The sequence below is a fragment of the Gammaproteobacteria bacterium genome (assembly GCA_033344735.1).
Taxonomy (GTDB): Bacteria; Pseudomonadota; Gammaproteobacteria; order UBA4575; family UBA4575; genus UBA1858.
Genome location: JAWPMW010000001.1, coordinates 823,600 through 842,131 on the forward strand (window position 1 = coordinate 823,600; position 18,532 = coordinate 842,131).

The 18,532-nt window shown below is 36.6% G+C and carries 19 protein-coding genes; 5 read left to right on the forward strand and 14 right to left on the reverse strand.

Translation table 11 applies throughout. The annotated features are described in order from the left end of the window. Position 1 precedes the first annotated feature (1 nt). Genes R8G33_04310 through R8G33_04325 form a run of 4 tightly spaced genes read right to left on the reverse strand, consistent with a single transcriptional unit; the run spans position 2 to position 3,247 of the window. Positions 2 to 1,048: a phytanoyl-CoA dioxygenase family protein gene (locus R8G33_04310; protein ID MDW3094878.1), complete on the reverse strand. Its 1,047-nt coding sequence runs from the start codon at positions 1,046 to 1,048 to the stop codon at positions 2 to 4. Positions 1,049 to 1,057: 9 nt separating this feature from the next. After that, positions 1,058 to 1,309, reverse strand: a complete 252-nt coding sequence (locus R8G33_04315) for a GIY-YIG nuclease family protein (GenBank protein ID MDW3094879.1) — start codon at positions 1,307 to 1,309, stop codon at positions 1,058 to 1,060. Position 1,310: 1 nt separating this feature from the next. Further along, positions 1,311 to 2,000 (reverse strand): lipoprotein-releasing ABC transporter ATP-binding protein LolD, encoded by a 690-nt coding sequence (gene lolD, locus R8G33_04320; GenBank protein MDW3094880.1) that lies wholly within the window; start codon positions 1,998 to 2,000, stop codon positions 1,311 to 1,313. Continuing rightward, entirely contained in the window at positions 2,000 to 3,247 is a 1,248-nt protein-coding gene (locus tag R8G33_04325) for a lipoprotein-releasing ABC transporter permease subunit (protein ID MDW3094881.1), read from the reverse strand. Before R8G33_04325 ends, lolD begins: the two co-directional genes overlap by 1 nt. Before the next feature lie 212 nt (positions 3,248 to 3,459). Here R8G33_04325 and R8G33_04330 point away from each other — a divergent pair, with 212 nt between their 5' ends. The 3 genes from R8G33_04330 to R8G33_04340 all read left to right on the forward strand — a co-directional run bounded on the left by R8G33_04330 (position 3,460) and on the right by R8G33_04340 (position 5,757). After that, positions 3,460 to 3,747: a hypothetical protein gene (locus R8G33_04330; protein ID MDW3094882.1), complete on the forward strand. Its 288-nt coding sequence runs from the start codon at positions 3,460 to 3,462 to the stop codon at positions 3,745 to 3,747. 67 nt (positions 3,748 to 3,814) lie between these two features. Continuing rightward, positions 3,815 to 4,885 carry an agmatine deiminase family protein gene (locus R8G33_04335; GenBank protein MDW3094883.1) on the forward strand — a complete coding sequence of 357 codons (1,071 nt, stop codon included), beginning with the start codon at positions 3,815 to 3,817 and terminating at the stop codon, positions 4,883 to 4,885. Next, positions 4,882 to 5,757, forward strand: a complete 876-nt coding sequence (locus R8G33_04340) for a carbon-nitrogen hydrolase (protein MDW3094884.1) — start codon at positions 4,882 to 4,884, stop codon at positions 5,755 to 5,757. Before R8G33_04335 ends, R8G33_04340 begins: the two co-directional genes overlap by 4 nt. Here the strand turns inward: R8G33_04340 and R8G33_04345 are convergent. The 6 genes from R8G33_04345 to nhaR form a co-directional block, all read right to left on the reverse strand. Continuing rightward, the gene (locus R8G33_04345; GenBank protein MDW3094885.1) at positions 5,735 to 7,105 is read right to left on the reverse strand and encodes a sodium:proline symporter; all 1,371 of its coding nucleotides are present in this window, start codon (positions 7,103 to 7,105) and stop codon (positions 5,735 to 5,737) included. The genes R8G33_04340 and R8G33_04345 overlap by 23 nt on opposite strands. 87 nt (positions 7,106 to 7,192) lie before the next feature. After that, complete coding sequence (locus R8G33_04350; protein ID MDW3094886.1) at positions 7,193 to 8,011, reverse strand: substrate-binding domain-containing protein; 819 nt, start codon at positions 8,009 to 8,011, stop codon at positions 7,193 to 7,195. Positions 8,012 to 8,039: 28 nt separating this feature from the next. After that, complete coding sequence (locus R8G33_04355) at positions 8,040 to 9,437, reverse strand: alginate export family protein (GenBank protein MDW3094887.1); 1,398 nt, start codon at positions 9,435 to 9,437, stop codon at positions 8,040 to 8,042. Positions 9,438 to 9,547: 110 nt separating this feature from the next. Then, positions 9,548 to 10,000 carry a methyltransferase gene (locus tag R8G33_04360; GenBank protein ID MDW3094888.1) on the reverse strand — a complete coding sequence of 151 codons (453 nt, stop codon included), beginning with the start codon at positions 9,998 to 10,000 and terminating at the stop codon, positions 9,548 to 9,550. A gap of 230 nt (positions 10,001 to 10,230) precedes the next feature. Beyond that, complete coding sequence (nhaA, locus tag R8G33_04365) at positions 10,231 to 11,412, reverse strand: Na+/H+ antiporter NhaA (GenBank protein MDW3094889.1); 1,182 nt, start codon at positions 11,410 to 11,412, stop codon at positions 10,231 to 10,233. A 505-nt stretch (positions 11,413 to 11,917) separates the two neighbouring features. Then, the gene (gene nhaR, locus R8G33_04370) at positions 11,918 to 12,817 is read right to left on the reverse strand and encodes a transcriptional activator NhaR (protein ID MDW3094890.1); all 900 of its coding nucleotides are present in this window, start codon (positions 12,815 to 12,817) and stop codon (positions 11,918 to 11,920) included. A gap of 235 nt (positions 12,818 to 13,052) precedes the next feature. On the opposite strand from nhaR, the gene R8G33_04375 reads away from it, so the two are divergent. Next, positions 13,053 to 13,400: an HPF/RaiA family ribosome-associated protein gene (locus R8G33_04375; GenBank protein ID MDW3094891.1), complete on the forward strand. Its 348-nt coding sequence runs from the start codon at positions 13,053 to 13,055 to the stop codon at positions 13,398 to 13,400. Between the two features lie 9 nt (positions 13,401 to 13,409). Beyond that, complete coding sequence (locus tag R8G33_04380) at positions 13,410 to 14,048, forward strand: hypothetical protein (GenBank protein ID MDW3094892.1); 639 nt, start codon at positions 13,410 to 13,412, stop codon at positions 14,046 to 14,048. Between the two features lie 209 nt (positions 14,049 to 14,257). On the opposite strand, the gene ccmI is transcribed toward R8G33_04380, so the two are convergent. Genes ccmI through R8G33_04400 form a run of 4 tightly spaced genes read right to left on the reverse strand, consistent with a single transcriptional unit; the run spans position 14,258 to position 18,531 of the window. After that, on the reverse strand, positions 14,258 to 15,502 hold the full coding sequence (gene ccmI, locus R8G33_04385; protein MDW3094893.1) for a c-type cytochrome biogenesis protein CcmI: 1,245 nt from the start codon (positions 15,500 to 15,502) through the stop codon (positions 14,258 to 14,260). A 13-nt stretch (positions 15,503 to 15,515) separates the two neighbouring features. Further along, a complete protein-coding gene (locus tag R8G33_04390; protein ID MDW3094894.1) occupies positions 15,516 to 15,986 on the reverse strand; it encodes a cytochrome c-type biogenesis protein in 471 nt (156 codons plus the stop codon). Beyond that, complete coding sequence (locus R8G33_04395) at positions 15,983 to 16,516, reverse strand: DsbE family thiol:disulfide interchange protein (protein ID MDW3094895.1); 534 nt, start codon at positions 16,514 to 16,516, stop codon at positions 15,983 to 15,985. The genes R8G33_04390 and R8G33_04395 overlap by 4 nt, the downstream gene beginning before the upstream one ends. 20 nt (positions 16,517 to 16,536) lie before the next feature. Beyond that, positions 16,537 to 18,531, reverse strand: coding sequence for a heme lyase CcmF/NrfE family subunit (locus R8G33_04400; GenBank protein MDW3094896.1), 1,995 nt, complete (start codon positions 18,529 to 18,531; stop codon positions 16,537 to 16,539). Position 18,532 lies beyond the last annotated feature (1 nt).

The window sequence follows — 18,532 nt, forward strand, 5'->3', positions numbered from 1 at the left end:
TCTATTTATTTTGATATTTCAATAGATCGCCCAGAGATTTTGGCTCAGCAAGTAGCGATGTGTGAGGTGCATACCCGTTTCGCCATTCTTCATCAAAAATTACATCTCGAGCAATACTCATACCAAAGAAAAAGCGAGGTTTAATCGAACTATTATCTGGCCCTGCATGCAACATATCGCTACGATACAAAATTATTGACCCCTTCTTTGGTGATACTTGTACAAGTGGAAAATGCTCACGAATATACTTTCTATTCTTATATAGCTTAAGCAACTTATGCGGCAGAAGACTAAACAAGTCAAAAATATCATTGCGACGTAAAAAGAAGTTGATCAAGTTAGGTTGATGGTTATCATAGCGAGTAGAGAAAACACGATCACGAAACTCTTGTTTAGAAATTTTAAAACTCCCAGATTTACGCATACTGAACATTTTTTTAAGATTATGTCGCAGAATATGATAGTTTGATAAGGTCTGGGCAAGGGTCATTAAAAGACCAGCATCTCCTTCGTGTTGCAATTCAGAACCACTATATTTATGTGTCCCTGGAACAAATACTGTTCCGCCTTGTTCTAAACTAATGTCATCTAGCGCAGAGAATAAACACAGCACACCATCAGGGTCACGGTGTAAGTACTGATGGGAACAACCTTGATAACTTGTCATTGTTGAAATTTCAAGAACTTTTCGAGTAGTACCGCAATATTCAAGTAGCACATCTTTTAGACGATAACAAAGCAAACTAGCATATGACAACACTTGCGGACTTGATGGCAGTGGGCAAAAATCACGTCGTTCATATAAGATATCAGTCTGACTGGCAAAATCACCTCGCTCACGATTAGGATCAGCAACTGCGTCTTGCACAAGTCTTAAACCAACATTTGCCTCTTCTTCTGTCTGCAAATGTGGGATTATTACAAAACCAAAATTATCCAAAACATTACAAATATGTTGAGCGCAATTACGTGTAACACGTCCCGCACTATTTAATTCTGCAGCAACTTCATACTGTTTTGTATTGTATGCAATATTAAGATTTAGCATTTTAGTTTTTTAATTACTTGGGGTAATTAAGTCTAACTTTCCTTGTTTTGTTAATTGTTTGATTTGATGCTCACGTTTTAATGCCATGCTTTGATCTTCACAACTTTCGGTATATATAATGCGAAATGGTCCACGGCCTTTTGTGTATTTTGCTCCTTGGCCAGATTCATGTTGCTGAATGCGACGTTCTAAATTATTTGTGATACCTGTGTAGAGTGTTTTATCTTTACATTCTAAAATATAGACTGCCCAGGTATTCATACTATGTTGTAGTCAGCACGCCGTCTTTTATTTCGTAGATACTGTCCATAGTTTCAGCTAGACTCATATCATGAGTGACCAAGACAATGGCTGTATCCAATTCAATATTTAACTCTGTCATTAGCCCTGACACTTGTAATGCTGTTTTACTATCTAGATTACCTGTTGGTTCATCAGCAAGAATAACTTTTGGCTGCGTCACTAGCGCTCTTGCAATTGCAACACGCTGGCGCTCTCCACCAGACAATTCACTTGGTTTATGTTTAATGCGGTCCTTTAAACCTACATGACCAAGAATCTCTTTAGCTTGTTGCTGAATTTTTTTGACAGATTGATTGCGAACCATCAATGGCATAGCCACATTTTCTAATGCGGTAAACTCAGGCAACAAATGATGGAACTGATATATAAAGCCTAGATATTGATTACGTAATTCACCACGCATAGTGTCATTGACTTCATTTAAATTATTTCCACAAAGTGTCACTTGACCTTTACTAGGTTTATCTAACCCACCAAGCAACTGAAGTAATGTACTTTTACCACTACCACTAGCACCAACAATTGCAATACGCTCTCTTGCTTGCAATGAAAAATCTACATGCTTAAGCACATTGACATTGAGATCACCATCATGAAAACTTTTGCTTAATGCATTCACTTCAATGACATTGTTTTGATTTGCACTCATTACTCGTACCTCAACGCTTCTGCGGGCTCAGTTTTTGCTGCTTTGCGCGCGGGATAAAGTGTGGCTAGCACCGTTAAAAAGAATGATATACATGCTACGTAAACAACATCACCAGAACGAACTTCAGAAGGAAGGTCGCTAATATAGTAAACACTTGGCGACAGTACCTTTAGACCTAATAATTGCTCAACAAAAGCAACGATAGCTTCCAAATTTAGAGCTAAAGCAAGACCCCCAACAACACCCAATACGGTACCCACAAAACCAATCAAACTACCTTGAATTATAAATATCCAAAGAATACTGCGTGAAGATACTCCATAAGTTCGAAGTATAGCTATGTCTGATTGCTTATCAGTTACCACCATAATTAACATAGAGACAACATTGAATGCTGCAACTGCAACAATGAGTGTCATAATAATAAACATCATGGTCTTTTCCATTTTTACTGCACGGAAAAAGTTTTGATGACGCTTAGTCCAGTCAGTCATCCAAAACTTACCTTGTAAATCTTGATTTAACTTATGTGTCAGCTCTGGGACTAAGAACAAGTCTGATAGCTTTAATCTTAGTCCAGTGACTTTATCGTTTAGACGATATAAACGTTTAGCATCTTCAATATGAATAATAGCGGTGTTTCTATCAAATTGATTCATGCCTACTTCATAAATACCAGCGATAGTGAATCTTCTCAGTTTCGGTAATATTCCTGCGGGCGTCACAGATGCCTCTGGCGTGATAACGGTAATCTTTCCACCCACTCTAGCACCTAAAAAACGCGCTAATTCGCTACCAATAAGAATGCGAAATTTTCCTGGCTCAAGCACGTTAAGGTCATTATCCACCATGAAATTTCTTATCTCTGAGACTCCTGATTCTAATCCTGGATCGACACCACTTAATAACACTCCAGTCACCTGTGTGCTTTTTACTACCATCGCCTGACCCTCTACATAGGGTGCAACACCAATAATTTCATCCATATGGCTAATTGCCTTTTCCGCTTGTTGCCAATCATCTAAGGTTCCATCCAATTCCAAAATATTGGCATGTGCCGTCATGCGTAACATGCGGTCACGCACTTCAGTTTGAAAACCATTCATAACCGACAGCACAGTAATTATCACAATAATCCCAAGCGCTATCCCTAGTACCGAAGTTAGAGAAATAAACGAAATGAAGTGATTGCGCCGCTTCGCACGCAAATAGCGTAAGCCAATAAATAATTCTAACGGTTTAAACATTATTATTTACTTTAAATTTAATAGCTATTCTATTGTTTTATATGAATTAATTGAATTATGAATAGCATAGATATTCAAACCCAAATGAAGCAATCATGTTTGTTGTCATTAGTCTGGAAAAACCTTCGAATTATCCCTTTTACGTCATGAACATATGCGAGAAAAATCTTCTGAGTGATATAGTTACGACAACTTTGTAATAGGATATATCCATGATTAATCAAATCATACGTTATTGTATCGCATTCTCATTAGTTGTCGCTTTTGGCGTCCATGCTGATGTTATCAAGATGCCCTCGCAATCACCTCATGTACTTACTAGTGACTCTGCACCTGTTCGTGGAATGACCAAAAGCCAAGTAGAAACTAATTTTGGCTCTCCAATGGCAATTTCTGGACCAACTGGCACACCAGCCATTTACCGTTGGGACTACCCAGATTATTCGGTGTTTTTTGAACATAATTACGTACTACACTCAGTAGTCACTGCAGGCAATTAAATCACTGGGAATTTCCCACGCGACAATGAATAATAGCTAGGCGTTCTACTTCAGCATTCGCCTAGCAGTGAAAAATTATTTCCCTCTTCCAGAGTGGCATACTCAAGCAGCCACGATACTAGTTTGGCCTCACCGATACTCGGACTGGGCAAACATGCTCGATGAAATTTCCACTACTTATGTAGAAATAACTCACGCATTAACTCAAGTTCAAAATGTCATCATTATCTACTTTAATAACGAGCATAAACTATATATAAAAAAACTTTGCAATGAATATTGTTGCAATATGCAAAACATTATTATGATTAAGATCGAAACTAATGATACTTGGGTTCGTGACTATGGCCCGCAGATATTACTTGGTAACAAAGAATACCAATACATTGATTTGGAGTTTAATGCATGGGGCGAACACTACGCATGCCGTTTAGACAATTTGTTTTCTGAAAGCTTATTCAAATTAGTTATAAGTGAGCAATGTCAATATCACCGCTCACCCTTAGTCCTCGAAGGCGGCAATTTGGAGTTTGATAGCAATGCAACGCTATTAACCAATATCGCATGTGTAAAGCGCAATTTGCAAAAAGAAAATATTGATAAGGAAAAGCTAATTGAATCAATTAAGTACGAGTTGTCTGCAAAACATGTATTATCAGTTGATGTTCCTGCATTGACTGGCGATGATACAGGTGGACATATAGATACCCTGGCAAGATTTATCGACGATAATACGATTGTATATGCCGCTTGCCACGATCCTGACCACCCCGATCATTCCTGTTTACTCTTACTATTAACGCAGCTAAGGGCATTGAAAACCAAACAAGGAAAACCCTATGAATTAATCCCGGTACCATTACCCAAAATATTAATAGAGTTAGATAAAAATATTTTTGCGCCCGCTAGCTATATTAATTTTGTATTTGCTAACGACATAATATTAGTACCAATGCATGACGATGAGCATGATCAGTTAGCATTAGATATTTTTGATAGCGCTTGCCCTGATAGAAAAGTAGTTGGAATTAATGCCAAGTCATTATTGAAACAATATGGCAGCCTGCATTGTTCAACATTGCAAATTCCTGAAAACGTTATAGACTCAAATAAAATTAAACAAGAAATACACGAATGAAAGCTGGGTTAATACAACATAGCAATATTGAAGACACTCATAAAAATCTTCACTACACACTTGAAAAAATAGATTTACTCGCCCAACAAGGCGCTCAACTAATTGTTTTACAAGAATTACATAGCTCTTTATATTTTTGCCAAACAGAATCACAACATCATTTTGATCTTGCAGAATCATTGGATGGTAACACCGCATCAATTCTTGCAACTTGTGCAAAAAAAAATAAAGTTGTTATTATTGGATCAATATTTGAAAAACGTAGTAATGGTGTTTATCACAACACTGCTATTGTATTAGATAACGATGGAAGTTTCGCAGGTCATTACCGAAAAATGCATATACCCGATGACCCAGGCTATTATGAGAAGTATTACTTCACCCCTGGCGATACAGGCTTCACTCCCATCAAGACAAACATCGGTACTCTAGGTATTCTAATATGTTGGGATCAGTGGTTTCCAGAATCTGCACGTTTAATGGCATTAGCCGGTGCAGAGATTTTAATCTTCCCCACAGCAATTGGCTGGGACACAAACGACACTAAAGAAGAAAAACAACGTCAATTAGATGCTTGGATAACTATCCAGCGCAGCCATTCTATTGCCAACAATTTACCTGTTATAAGTGTTAATCGTGTTGGCTATGAAAAAGACCCTAGCAAACAAACTGATGGTATACAATTTTGGGGAAATAGCTTTGCATGCGACGCAAGAGGAAAAATAATAGCCGCATGCTCAAGTGAAAAAAATGAAAATGTTATTATTGATATTGATTTGACAGAGTCTGATCAACAAAGGTTAGTTTGGCCATATTTCCGTGACCGCCGTATTGATGCTTATATAGATCTCACCAAGCGCTCAATCGATTAGTTTTAATGCCTAGCCAAAATGCACAACACCCTGTCAAAAGCACAAACACTGAGATGTATAACAATTTAGTATATTTATGAATGTCGCCCAGCCATGCGCTATAACCGGAGGACTCAAGGAAATAAATAGTAGCGCCGAGAATAGACAGTACAAATGAAACTAATAAACTCCACACTGGTACGTTATCCTTACCAGCAAAGATAGAAAAAAACACAACAGGAGCTAAAAATAAAGATGCAGTTCCACTTACAGCCACCGCACTGAATAAATCTTTATTCCCCCAGAATACACATAGCACACCTAGCATCATAAACACTAGCATCACTAAACGACCATTTAATACACTATGTGAAATTAATTTCATATCAAGAACAATCAATTTTGATGCACTTGATAAACTACTATCTAAAGTAGACATCGCAGAGACTATTAAGGTAAGCGAAAGCAATAGCATTGGCCATTCACCTAACATACGCATCAACACAACATTCATATCTTCACCTTCCAATGCATTTGCACCCGCCAAGACACCCAAGCAGCCAAAAACAATAATACATACAATACTTATCCATGCAGCATGAATAAAACTTTTCTTAGTTGTATCACGATTTGCCAGAAAGCCACGATCCATCATTACCGGGTCGTGCATGGGATAACTCCAAATCTGTAATAAAGCGACAAGTAGTAACACTGGCCCCGGCTGACCTATTTCGAAGCCTATAAAATTTAGATCCACTAGCGAGAATTGACCATTATCAAATACTGACAGCAACAATAAAGACAACACAACAATAAACATACTCATTTGAAATACATCAGTTTTCAAAGAAGCATGTAATCCACCCAACATGGAATAGAACAACACCACGGCAGAGAATCCTACAATAGCAATACTATACAAATTTGAACCTGCAACACCAAATAAAATGCCAACGACTAATAAATTTGCGAACACTTCACTAATCAATCGGATAATTACCACCGCGTTATAACAAGACACTCCTACTCGACCAAATCGCTTTTGCAAAAATGCATGCAAGCTAGCAAAGCCTTGTTTAAAGCGTATGACTTCGATAATTTTCCACCCAGTCAAAAATGAAAAATAGTACCCCGCGTAAGCTAAAGTTCCCCATATGCCATAATAATATCCAAGAATAGCGGCATTCATTAATGACCTGGCAAATATCCATGTCGTGACTTGCGAAAAAGTTAGAGTAACTACGCTAGGTTGCCTACCATCGGGAGATAAACCCGAGAAGAATGAATTTTCAGTACATACTTTCGGTAACAGCATGATTGAAATAAGCGCAATAATACCAACGATGGCAAATAATATAGTTTCCATCATTCCTCTATGAGTTAATTAACGTATTAAAGAGAGACCTTAGTTTTAACTCTTCTATTACAAATAAAATGTAATATTAGCTATGGTCTATTATTTAGAGTTAAGAAAAAATAATTGCTCGCCCTGTACTCTATAGTCTGCAATAAATTGTTGACCTTGATCACTTAGCAACCAGTCAATAAATATATAAGTCATCTCTACTTTAACATGTGGGTGTTTAGTAGGATTGACTGCAATAATGCTATATTGATTATGTAACGGCGGATCACCTCCTAACACCAATACATGATTTTGTTTGTTACCAAAACTAATCCAAGTGGCACGATCTGTGATTGCATACCCATTCATACTCACCGCTGTGTTTAGAGTAGCCCCCATACCAGCACCTGCTTCCCGATACCATGTTCCACTGTCTTTTACTGCATCTACACTTGCCATATTCCATAACAACAATTCTTTAATATGTGTGCCGCTATCATCACCTCTTGAAACGAATATCGACTGTGTTTGAGAAATTTTTTGTAGTGCTTCTATAACATCACTAGTCTCTAATACAGCAGCTGGGTCTGACTTTGGCCCAATCAAAATAAAGTCGTTGTACATTAATTCGTGACGCTCAATGCCATAACCTTGAGAAACAAATTCTTGTTCGCGATTTTTCTCATGAACTATTAATGCATCCGCGTCACCATTTCGCGCATTTCTTAATGCCTGCCCCGTACCAACAGCTACCACTCTCACATCAATACCAGAAAATTGCTTAAACTTTGGAAGTAAATAATCATACAATCCTGAATTTTTCGTCGATGTTGTAGATTGTAGAAGTATATAAGGCGTTTCTTCTGAATGAACTAATTGCACAGCAATAAACAACAAACTGATAAAAATTGTATTTAAAGTTTTTTTCATTATTAAATGCATCTGATCGATCGGTAAATTAAAAAGAAAAAGTCACCTGACTGTATAAGAAATTAGAATCACCTTCATCATTAGCATTAGGTGCATCATGGGCAAAACCATCTTTGAAGAAATATGCTCCACCAATCTCCCAACGTAAATTTTGGGGATTAATATCCCAGCGCAAACGAGTTTCTAACTGCTGGCCTAAATAACTACCTGATTCACCTTCTGGGTCTTGCACTCCTGCAACTACCCAAGTATCACGATCAGACGCTAACCAGTAGGCTCGATGAGAAATAAACATAGATAGTATAGAACTAGGCTTAAGTTGTAACCGCAATCCTGGAGACACAATATTTGCACGTGAAAATGGTCCATAAATACCTAAAGGACCAAAGTCACCACGCCTGACACTAAATAAACTATCAAAGCGATTATTATCATTATCATCAGGATTATTATCCCCGCTTGCGTAATCAAACTGCGCAACCAATCTTGGTGACCATGCCATATTAAAGCTATAACCTAACTCAGCATGTCCAAAGTAAGCACTATGATCTAAATCTTCTCTATCAGTGGCTGAAGTAGTAGCTCTTGATTTTCCAAACTGATAAACAGCTTCTAATTCATAATCAAAATGACTACGTGACCTTTTTCGATAAATGCGACCACCGATTGTATGTATGTCTCGATTTTTTGTTGGACGATTATGTGTATCATTTTCGTCCAAGCCAAAATAATATAGTTCAGCTTCACTATCCCATATATTCACACTAGATTTTGGTAACTTGTAATACAAGCCCCAGAAACCAACCTCTGTATCTTGATCATCACCTTCACTTCTATTGCGCTCTCTGCGTTCAAACTCTTGTGGCAAACGATGAACAGGCAATGTATAAAATGCACGAAACTTCTCGCCTTGATCAGTTTCAAGCGTCCAATCAATACCAGTAAATGAATTTATTGCATTACGGAATTTATTACGTGCAACCAAACGACGACTTCCTACATCAATGGTGAACCTCCCAAATCGTACATTACTATTCACCTGATTTTGTGAAAAATCTGAAAAATTCCATTGGGCATAAGTTTGCAAGATATCGAGCGGATTCACATCACCAGATGCGATCTTAGTACTATCATCACCATATGCCTGCCGCGAGTCTAGTAACTCAACAGCAAAGTCCCATTGATTCCATGTCACATATACCAAGATATTTGTTCTAAACACAAGAATTTGATCATCACCATTTCCACCAGCTCGAAATTGTTCGTCTAGAGTTTCATATCGAATGCGATGTTGTCCGCTAACCGTTAACCAATCTGGGGTATTGAGCATTGAGTCTAATGACCATGCATGAGCGACAGCGTGATTATTAGTAAAATTGATAGTAATAAGCAGGAATATTCCAATCAGTCGCAGTAACTTATGCATTATTGTTCTTAGGCTTCGCGGGTGATTTTCAGATTGTTATTTTAAATATCTAATAAAATTGTGCAATATAAGTGTATATTATAGTTTTGTACCAAAATATCTCTTAACTATTATAACCAACGTCGAACGCGCTGCGTATATGCAAGATATTCATTCGAAAATTTGTTTTTCAGCATCATTTCTTCTTGCAAGACAAATCTTTTATGAATCCATATCGCAAAATATGCAATTACAATAAAAGCACTAATTGATTGTAAAAATAAGCCCCAACCTAGCAAAAAAGCAAACATACAAAGATAGATAGGGTTGCGACTAAGTGTATACGGCCAAGATAAAATCAAAAATTTCGATTCTTCAAATGGTTTTATTTCCGTCTCATACTTATTGAACACATAAGCACAATATGAAACACATAAAAAAGAACTAATCATTAAAAAATATGCAATGACACGTGAATTTTGCCATGTCAAAAGTGGAATAAACTTATCTAACAAATACATTACTGCCATTGCAGTTAATACACCGTAAGGTGGCAAAAATCTTGTCTTTTTGATTTCAGACATTATGTATCAATAGAATCATACTGTAAGTATTAGTATAATTGGAGGTTACTAAATGCACTAATACCGATTAGAGTTTTCATTAGTTGTATGCGTAGTATCACCAGATAAATGTCACCTATCGATTTACTCAGAAAAATATATCACGTTAGCGTAGCAAAGAATCTTGCAGTATAAAAATTAAACAGTCTCGACGACAGAATCTATCATTGTGGCAGCTTCTTAAAATTTTATTATTTACTATTGAAACTGTGTCGAAGAATAAAATAGCCCAATATTCCTGAACATAATGAACCAATTATTATTCCTAATCTTTCATCAAATAACAGATTAACACCTGTTTCTTCGAAAGCAAGTGATCCAATAAACATGCTCATTGTAAACCCTATACCACATAAAGCCGATAAACCTAGCAAACGCTGCAAATCCATTCCAGAAGGCAATGAAGTTAATTTAAACCTTATAGCTAGCCAGCATAAACCAAACACGCCAATTAATTTTCCCACAAATAAGCCTAATGAAATACCCATAGAGACTGGATGAGTAACAGAGTCAATACTGATAGTTGATAGATTAATTCCTGCATTAGCAAATGCAAATACAGGAAGAATGAAGAAAGCAACCACAGTATGTAAATCATGCTCAAAACTTTTTAAGGTTGAGTGATCGGGGTCTTTTCTAGATTGAAGCGGAATGAATAATGCCAACAATATGCCTACCAAAGTAGCATGTACACCTGATTTCAACATTGCTACCCACATAATAATACCAATTAGCACATATGGGCTTCGTGAACATATATTTTTTATATTAAATAATGTCAATATGGCTAGACATAAAATAACAATCAATAAAGCAGTTGTTGAAATTTTTGATGTATAGAACAAAGCAATAATAATTATTGCACCCACATCATCAAAGATGGCAAGTGAGGTAAGAAAAATCTTACAAGAAATCGGGACACGGCTACCTAATAAACTTAGTATGCCTAAGGCAAATGCTATATCTGTAGCTGCAGGAATTGCCCACCCTTGAGATGCTACTGGGTCGTCATAATTGAAGTATAGATAAATTAGAGCAGGAACAGCCATACCTCCAATAGCACCAATACCAGGCAAAATAATATTACGTTTATTCGATAACTCACCTTCGAGCAATTCTCTTTTAAGCTCAAAGCCAACCAAAAAGAAAAATACAGCCATCAATCCATCATTGATCCATAATAATAAAGGCTTGGCTATGACCAATTCCGCCACATGAATTTCTAAAGACGTTGATAGCAACAACGAATAAAATTGATTTAAAGATGTATTAGCAAATATCAATGCTAGTACAGTAGCAAAAATTAAGAATATACCGCTTGCAGATTCCATCTTAAAGAAAGAAGCAATATATGATGATTTCACATCATTCATTTGTATTAATAGCCCAAATTTAAAGTAAGATTATTTTGTTGTTATATAATAACGATGAAATATTTCTCTAACTAATCGATATAGCCGAACCGTCAATATTGAAATATCTGTTTTATCAACGACGCATATAAAACTATAGTTTAGTCATAACAACATGGAGTTAGAAATGATTAGGCTACACATTGAAGCAGAACTTGATAGTATATGGCGTAGAACAATCAATTATCAAGTGGATTATTTGCTTGCTCCTATTGTTAAAAACATAAAGTTCAGTGAAATTAATTTCTATACGTGCAAAAAAACAAAACAAATATATTATTGTTGCGACATACTAGGGGAAGATATATCAGGACATAAATTTCAGTTCAAAGTAAAAAATTCAAACGGTAAATTAGCAATCAAAGACACGATATCCAGAGTACGTCGAGAGCTGTTAAGAAAAGATAAAAGGTTGATTGCTTAAACTTATTACTCTCGATAAATTTAGATTTGCTACGACTAAAATTTAGTTAAAAAGTCTGGATCTCGCTTCTTCAGTTATCTTTAATACACCAGGATGCTTTATCTTCCTTTCAGGGGATATAGTGTAATAGGTTTCAGTGACGGACTCTATCGTGCCTACAAGTTTTGCGTGATACATACTTTCAATTGCTTCTGCCACTGCATATGGCGCAGGAAATAGACCAATAGCAGCTTCACCAAATGCTTTAATTAATGCACTATCATCTACTTCAGCAACAATATTAGGCTGCACCCCAACTTCATCAAACCAGTCGTCAAGATCTCTACGCATTTGATTATTGCTAGCAGGCAATAACAATGGTGCATTAGTCAATGATTGTGGAAATTTCTTACTATATCTTGACGCAATACTTTTATGTGCAAAAAAAGCTATTTGACTATTACCTAACTTATGGTTATATGCTTTCACATTCAACCCTGCTGGGACTTGTCTGTCAGAGATTATCAAATCTAACTTATGTACAGCGAGATCGCCCAGTAATGTTTCAAATTCTCCTTCCTGACAAATCACTTTGATAGATTCTTCCAACTCTAATGCAGGCGCAATTGTGCGAAAAGCGATTAGCTTGGGAATTGAATTTAATATTCCCACACTAAGTTTATTATGAACTTCAATTGACTGGCTTTGTACGCGTTGCGCAAGCTCACCACCCAAAGTAAAAATTTCATCAGCATAAAGATTTACCACATCACCCATTGCAGTAAGACTTAATCCACGACCAGCACGCTGGAATAAAGGCTCTCCAATAGATTCTTCCAATAATTTTAATTGGCCACTGATTGTCTGTGGCGTGATGTGCAGTAATTCGGATGCTTTTGCAATACTACCTTCACGTGCAACCGTCCAAAAATAGTGTAAGTGGCTATAGTTTAAGTGTCTCATCTATGCTTCATCTTTGCTTATAAAAATACATCAACATCTATTTAGACATATATTATCTTATAATTGAAAAATAAGGAATATTCGATTTATTCATATTAAATCATCGTTTTTATCGATTTAAATAATTTCATTATTTTAAACTTTTATCGAATTAAAGCTAAAAAATATACGATTTGTTAGTAGTTTCTCTATGGATTAATCTTTTCACCATCACAAACAAAAGGGGCTAATACAGATGCATGTAGAAATTCAAGCAAGAGGATTTGAGTTATCCGAAAACTTGGAAAATCATATCCACAAAAAAGTTACTCACGCATTACAGTACGCAAACACTAAAGTACGAAAAGTAATTGTTAGGTTATTTAATGAAGATGCAAGACACAATCAAAAAACTCGTACTTGCCGCATATTAGTTTCAGTTAAAGGTATGCCAGATATTATTACTAACTATCGTGCAAATAATATTTATAAAGCATCAAACGCAGCAATTAAAGCATCAAGCTTTACGATAAAAAACAGACTTAATAAGATTAGAAAATTAAAGAATATTAAGCGCCAAACACAATCATTAATTACTAATTAAGGGAAAAACATGAACACTATTTTATATAGCAAATCAAAATCTACACTTAACGAAAAATCACAGGATAAAAAAATGCTTAAATCTAAATTAACACTAACGACAGCACTGACTGTTACCATGCTCTTCAGCACAAGTAATCTGTTTGCAAGTAATAAAGATAGTCAACTCGACGTTTCAAATTATGCGTATGAAATTTTAGTCAATACAGAACAAGCGCTTAATAACATGACGTATCAACCAAAAGAATCACTTTCTTATGTAACAACGTCTTTAGATTTGATCGAAAAAATTGAGTCCAATTTCACTCAAAACACATTAACTGAAACCAATCAAGACAAAAAAGACAGGATTGCACACTCGCATACCCACTACTTACCAAAGCTAGATCTTACAGAACTGAAAAACAATGAGACTCTGCCAATCTTAAAACAAAAAATTAAAACTGATGTTGTCTATAAAGGAGAATCTGAAACCAGCGATTACCCTAATAATGCATGGTTTGATTATACTTTTGCTAAGGCGAGTTTAGTGACTGTACGTGAAGCACTGAATGCTGGTCATTCAATGGAAGCAATACGCAATCTAAAAAGAGTATATGAAGCTATTTACATAGAACCAGATTTCAATGTTTCTGAACAATCATCATAATTAAGGAAAACTATGTACACATCACAAGCACAAAGTACTATATGCAACTATTGGCTTGAATCAACAGGATTGTTTTTCTACACTATCTTATCAATTGCTATAGGCATAGCATTATTCAATTAATAGAGTAGTACTTTTTTCACAAGTTATTTATCTACAACATCCAGTGTAGATTCATCTACACTGGATTAATGACTTGATATATTAACTTAATCAGCAATAGCACTAATATCTAGATTCACAGCAGCTATATTCGTTTCTGAAAAATCTACAACGACTGATTTCGAAATGAGATCACCTTTTTGAGTTATCGCCTGACCACTTTTTGATATACGCGCCAACACTTCTACTTTTTCAAAAGTATCTATATCCATACTAGGCATCATGGCCATTTCTTTAGATAGAGTAACCTTTGCAGGAAGACTTGCAACGGTTAAACGCGCTAATGAAAGCGGCATTTTTGGGCCATCTACTGCTCTAGCGTATATAAACAATGTGTCGCCAGACCCTGCTAATTGGTTAACACTTTCATTAAGTTGTACAGAAACTTCAATTTTGCGCTGATCACTTGTGTCTTGTTGAGCCATATCCTCTGCTTGCTCTAAGGGTACTAGACCTGCTTTACTACGCGCATCATTTAAAAACTGGACTAATGATGCTTTCACATCTGCTCTATCATTTGGCACCAGAGTTAATAATGTTTGCCAATGATTAACTGCGTTCTGGAAGTCAGAGGTTGTATAAGCTGCATAGCCTGAATACCACAAGCCACGCTGATGATTAGGGTTAATAGACAAGGCTTTAGCTAATAATGATTTTTCATAGTCGCTGAATAATTCATTATTAGAAAATGCTGACGCTTCTGCAGTCAATACTAATATTTCTGGGTCGGCTTGGTTAACAAGATCAAGAGCTTTAATATAAGCTTGCTTGGCAAGCTCATATTGTTGTGTCACAAAGTATGACTGCCCTAACATTCTCCAACCTTCGACACTGTCAGGCTTTTCTTTTAATTTTTTCTCCAAACTGGCAATCGAGTTTTCTATAGATTGCATTTGTGATGATGCAACAGTCTGGTTACTAGCGACATCATAAGTATAACTTCCAGTACTGACTTGTTTATATGTGAGCAAAGCGACCACTGGCAATACTATAGCTATGGTCAAAGTCATTATCTTGTTACCACGCAAATTAAACGGTTTGGTATCTTCAACATCAGCATCTTGTAATAACGTTTGCTGCAAGTCGGCAAGCGCATGATCGTACTCTTCTTTGTCTAGGAGGTTACGCTCTAAATCAGCTTCTAAATCTTCTACTTTACCGATATAAATTGCCTTATTAATTTCCTCTCTGGAAACGTACTGATTTTTATTTTCCTTTGAAAGTAATGGCAATAAGACAAATAAAAGTCCAAGCAATATCAAACCAATTACGACTAACCAAAAAGTGATCATTTATATTGCCTTATTATTTCATTTTCGTATTAATATCTTCATCGAGAAGATCTTTTAGACGTTGCCTGTCTTTGTCATTCAATTCATTATCCGTAATATCCATTGAGCGTCGTTTAACCAGCATTAGTGCAGTGATAAGTCCACCAGCAAGTAGCAAAAATGGCCCAATCCATAATAAGTAAGTGCGCGGCTTAACTGGAGGATTATATAAAACAAAATCTCCATATCTGTCAGACATGAATTTTAAAATTTCTTGATCTGTCGCACCTCTCTCCAACATTTCTTTTACTTCAATGCGCAAGTCATTAGAAAGATCAGCAGGTGATTCTGCCACTGTTTGATTTTGACAAACTAAGCAACGCAGCTCGGACAAAAGATGTTCGTAACGCTCTTCATATTCAGGCGCAACACTAATCACTTGCGGGATGCTTACTGATGAATGCAACACAATAAAAGTAAAAACAAAAATTTTCGCTCTATTCATTGTAATGCTGCTGTGATCTGATTTATTTTAGGCATAAATTGCTTTTCCCATACATCAGGAGTCATTACACCCACAAGTTTATGTTGTATTATTCCTTTACTATCTATCAAGAATGTTTCTGGAGCACCATAGACTCCAAAGTCGATGCCTATCCGGCCATTTTCATCAAAAATATTAATAACATATGGGTCACCATATTGCTTCAACCAATTAATAGCAGCTCCACGATCATCTTTATAATTAAGCCCATAGATAGGTACTTGTAATTGACTTGCCAAATAAACTAATGCTGCATGTTCCTGTTTACACGCAGCACACCACGTTGCCCAGACATTTATCAGTGCATAGTCGCCCTGAATATCTTTATCAGAAATTATCTTGCCAGGATCTCTCAATGTACTGGTAGCAAATGTTGGGATCGGTTTTCCAATTAATGGTGAAGGAATTAGAGATGGATCCTTATATAAGCCAACAAACAAAAATCCAGTCAATATTAAAAAGAGTAATACAGGAATAAGAAAACGAATCATGTCTTGTCGGTATAAATTAGTTAAGCGGATGTTGTTTGTGTGTCAGAATTTCCATTATCCACTTCCTTTTTTACTGTCGCCAAAGTTCGATAACGTTTGTCCATAGCGCCTAATATACCGCCAATTGCCATAAGTAGCGTACCAAACCAAACCCACTGAATAAATGGTCGATAATAAATTCTAAAACCCCATTCATTCTCATTTATAGGTTCGCCTAAAGACACATATAAATCTCGGAAAACACCTGTTTGAATTCCAGGTTCAGTCATGGGATTTGTTTGTACGGTATAAATTCGTTTCTCAGGATACAACATAGCTACTGGTGATCCATCTCTTGTCACATTTACACTGCCACGCATGGCTTTATAGTTAGGTCCTTGAACGGGCCCAACATTCTCTAATATAAATGTATAGCCGGCTAATTCAACCTGCTGACCAAAAGTGACGCTTACTTCCTTTTCGTCACTGAATGAACTGGTAAAAACTACACCCAGAATAAATATACCTATACCAATGTGTGCCGTCACCATACCTAACATTGCTCGAGGTATTTTTTTATACGCTTTACCCAATGATGTTGAGCTATCTCGTTTAATGATTAATCTCAACACTGCATATAGCGCAGTTAATATTGCCCATGCTGCAGCTGCAATACCGACAGCCGTCATAATAGTTGTATCTCTGTAAATCGCTAATGGGAGTATAATTCCCAGGGCAATACCTAAAAATAATAATATTTTTAACCTACTAAATAATTCTTTTACTGGTACACGGCGCCACTTAGCAATGGGCCCTATTCCCATGATTATTACTAAAGGCAACATCAATGGCACAAACACTGCTGAAAAATACGGAGGTCCAACTGATAATTTTGGCAACCCTAATGCATCTAAGAACAGCGGATAAAGAGTACCTATTAGAATGGTGATCATCGCTACTACTAGCAATACATTATTAATGAGCAACATGGTTTCTTTAGAAACCAAATCAAAACGTCCGCCAGAAGTAAATTGAGCCGCACGCCATGCATATAATGTTAACGAGCCACCAACTACTACAGCCAAAAAACCTAATATGTAAACACCACGTGCAGGATCGCTCGCAAATGAATGCACTGAGACTAATACGCCCGAACGCACCAAGAAGGTACCAAGCAAGCTTAATGAGAATGCCATGATTGATAACAGAATTGTCCAACTTTTAAATGTAGAACGTTTTTCTGTGACTGCTAAGGAATGAATTAACGCTGTACCTACTAACCAAGGCATAAATGAAGCATTTTCCACTGGATCCCAAAACCACCAACCACCCCAGCCTAACTCGTGATATGCCCACCAACTTCCAAGTGCAATTCCTATAGTTAGAAATACCCAAGCAATACTTGCCCAAGGGCGAGACCATCGCACCCATGCAGAATCTAACTTGCCACTTAATAATGCAGCAATGGCAAATGCAAATGCTACTGAAAAACCAACATACCCCATATACAACATTGGTGGGTGTATGACTAAACCAGGATCTTGCAACAAAGGATTTAAATCACGCCCTTCAATCGCTGCTGGAAATAATCTTTCAAATGGGTTTGATGTAAGTAAAGTAAATAAAATAAAACCAATACCTATCATACCCATAACTGCTAATACTCTAGCAATCATCTCCGCAGGCAGCGCACGACTAAATATTGATACCGCAAAACCCCAGCCAGCAAGAGCTAGCACCCAGAGAAGTAAAGAGCCTTCATGTGCACCCCATACTGCTGAAATTTGATAATAAACAGGTAATTTCGTATTAGAGTTATTAGCAACATACAACACAGAGAAATCGTTAGTCACAAAACAGTATGTTAAACAAACAAAAGAAATCAATAGAAATAGAAACTGCCCACTGGCAGCTGTGCGCCCTACCGCCATCCAACTGAGGTTGTTACGATGCGCACCGATTAGTGGGATAGTTGATTGTGTAATTGCCAAACATAAAGCAATGACTAATGCGAACTGACCAATTTCTGCAACCATA

What these genes read in the sequence shown, in the direction of transcription:
- R8G33_04310 (MDW3094878.1), bottom strand. Translation starts at nt 1,048, where the DNA reads ATGCTAAATCTTAATATTGCATACAATACAAAACAGTATGAAGTTGCT.
- R8G33_04315 (MDW3094879.1), bottom strand. Translation starts at nt 1,309, where the DNA reads ATGAATACCTGGGCAGTCTATATTTTAGAATGTAAAGATAAAACACTC.
- lolD (MDW3094880.1), bottom strand. Translation starts at nt 2,000, where the DNA reads ATGAGTGCAAATCAAAACAATGTCATTGAAGTGAATGCATTAAGCAAA.
- R8G33_04325 (MDW3094881.1), bottom strand. Translation starts at nt 3,247, where the DNA reads ATGTTTAAACCGTTAGAATTATTTATTGGCTTACGCTATTTGCGTGCG.
- R8G33_04330 (MDW3094882.1), top strand. Translation starts at nt 3,460, where the DNA reads ATGATTAATCAAATCATACGTTATTGTATCGCATTCTCATTAGTTGTC.
- R8G33_04340 (MDW3094884.1), top strand. Translation starts at nt 4,882, where the DNA reads ATGAAAGCTGGGTTAATACAACATAGCAATATTGAAGACACTCATAAA.
- R8G33_04345 (MDW3094885.1), bottom strand. Translation starts at nt 7,105, where the DNA reads ATGATGGAAACTATATTATTTGCCATCGTTGGTATTATTGCGCTTATT.
- R8G33_04350 (MDW3094886.1), bottom strand. Translation starts at nt 8,011, where the DNA reads ATGAAAAAAACTTTAAATACAATTTTTATCAGTTTGTTGTTTATTGCT.
- R8G33_04355 (MDW3094887.1), bottom strand. Translation starts at nt 9,437, where the DNA reads ATGCATAAGTTACTGCGACTGATTGGAATATTCCTGCTTATTACTATC.
- R8G33_04360 (MDW3094888.1), bottom strand. Translation starts at nt 10,000, where the DNA reads ATGTCTGAAATCAAAAAGACAAGATTTTTGCCACCTTACGGTGTATTA.
- nhaA (MDW3094889.1), bottom strand. Translation starts at nt 11,412, where the DNA reads ATGAATGATGTGAAATCATCATATATTGCTTCTTTCTTTAAGATGGAA.
- nhaR (MDW3094890.1), bottom strand. Translation starts at nt 12,817, where the DNA reads ATGAGACACTTAAACTATAGCCACTTACACTATTTTTGGACGGTTGCA.
- R8G33_04375 (MDW3094891.1), top strand. Translation starts at nt 13,053, where the DNA reads ATGCATGTAGAAATTCAAGCAAGAGGATTTGAGTTATCCGAAAACTTG.
- R8G33_04380 (MDW3094892.1), top strand. Translation starts at nt 13,410, where the DNA reads ATGAACACTATTTTATATAGCAAATCAAAATCTACACTTAACGAAAAA.
- ccmI (MDW3094893.1), bottom strand. Translation starts at nt 15,502, where the DNA reads ATGATCACTTTTTGGTTAGTCGTAATTGGTTTGATATTGCTTGGACTT.
- R8G33_04390 (MDW3094894.1), bottom strand. Translation starts at nt 15,986, where the DNA reads ATGAATAGAGCGAAAATTTTTGTTTTTACTTTTATTGTGTTGCATTCA.
- R8G33_04395 (MDW3094895.1), bottom strand. Translation starts at nt 16,516, where the DNA reads ATGATTCGTTTTCTTATTCCTGTATTACTCTTTTTAATATTGACTGGA.
- R8G33_04400 (MDW3094896.1), bottom strand. Translation starts at nt 18,531, where the DNA reads ATGGTTGCAGAAATTGGTCAGTTCGCATTAGTCATTGCTTTATGTTTG.